Below are 1,262 nucleotides of genomic sequence, written 5' to 3' on the forward strand. Positions count from 1 at the left end.
GTGTATGGACTTGAGACATCGCTGACACATGTGCGGGGACATGGTGGACACATTATCGCTTACCGTCGGGGTTGTTGAAGTCGATGGTTCGCAGCTTGTGCTGGCAAAAGTAAACATCAAAATGGTCAGGCCCTTGATCGCTGCGACGGAGCGCCAACACATAGCCTGCTAGCGCCTTGGCTATCCGAAATGAGCGTTTCTTGAAGCGGAACTGACTGCTGTAGGGTTTCACCAAAATATCATCGGGACCGTATTCAACGGGCGGTAGACGGCTTGGGAAAGCCCGCCTGCTCATCTGATAGCGATCTGCCGGTACTTTGTAGCCCAGCTGCTGATGAGGACGCTTGTAGTTGTAAATGCCCCGCCAGAGGTCGAAAGCTTCCTGCGCTTCTCGCAGATCCCGAAAACTGCGCCCGGTTAGTACCTCGGCCTTGAGCGTCCGGTGGAATCGCTCATCCTTGCCATTGGTTTGTGGGTGGCCTGGCCTGCTGAAAGTCAGTCGAATTCCCAGGCGAACCAACCAGATACCTAGGGGTGTGAGTTCTCCGGGATTTCTTGGCGCCCCCCAGGGCGAGCCATTATCCGCGTTGATCTGCACGGGCAGTCCATACCGGCTGAACAGATCGGTCAGGTGCTCCATGACCAACCCTGTGCGCTGATGTGCGCAGGCCTGTATCACAAGGTTAAAGCGTGAGTGGTCATCAATCAGCGTCAGCGGATAACAAGGTCCCTGAGCCGTTTGGAAGAAACCTTTAAAATCGATCTGCCACAGATCATTCGGGGCTTCGCGCTCAAAGCGTGTCCATGGTTTAGCAGCCTCGGAAGCCTCCGCGGTGATCAATCCATGCCGATGCAGGACATTGGTTACGGTACTGGCACAGATGCGCTGATCAAGCAGGTGACTGATCTTTCGGCCACCCCACGTGGAGTGCTCCTTACGGATGGCAATCACTTCCTCTTCTAGCCCAGGCTGAGTCTTGCGAGGGCTGACGGCCGGCTTTCGAGAGCGCTCCTGCAAGCCGAGTAAGCCGTCCTGTCGAAATCGATTGAGCCATTTGTAACCCGTCTGAGGGCTAATGCCGAACCGGCGGCATAGCTCCCTCATATTGGCGTCCGGGTGATTGGCCAGGCTAACGAACTCTTCTCTTAAGCTCATGGCATCTCTCGCGTTCCAAGGCATGGTCGTATTCCCGGCAGATTGCTTGCCGAAAAGTGTCAACCATGTCTCCGCACACGTGTCCACCATGTGTCCGGTCCATACA

Annotated in this window: 1 protein-coding gene; it reads right to left on the reverse strand. The window is 55.6% G+C overall.

Annotated elements, in window-relative coordinates; translation table 11 throughout:
• Positions 1–52: 52 nt before the first annotated feature.
• Entirely contained in the window at positions 53–1,180 is a 1,128-nt protein-coding gene (locus tag ACQ4OD_RS26320; RefSeq protein ID WP_110604364.1) for an IS481 family transposase, read from the reverse strand.
• Positions 1,181–1,262 lie beyond the last annotated feature (82 nt).

This window comes from Pseudomonas sp. WC1 (assembly GCF_050586565.1).
Lineage (GTDB): Bacteria > Pseudomonadota > Gammaproteobacteria > Pseudomonadales > Pseudomonadaceae > Aquipseudomonas.

Bases quoted from the DNA above. Each gene is read 5' to 3' on its own strand.
- ACQ4OD_RS26320 (WP_110604364.1), bottom strand. From the start codon at position 1,180: ATGCCTTGGAACGCGAGAGATGCCATGAGCTTAAGAGAAGAGTTCGTT.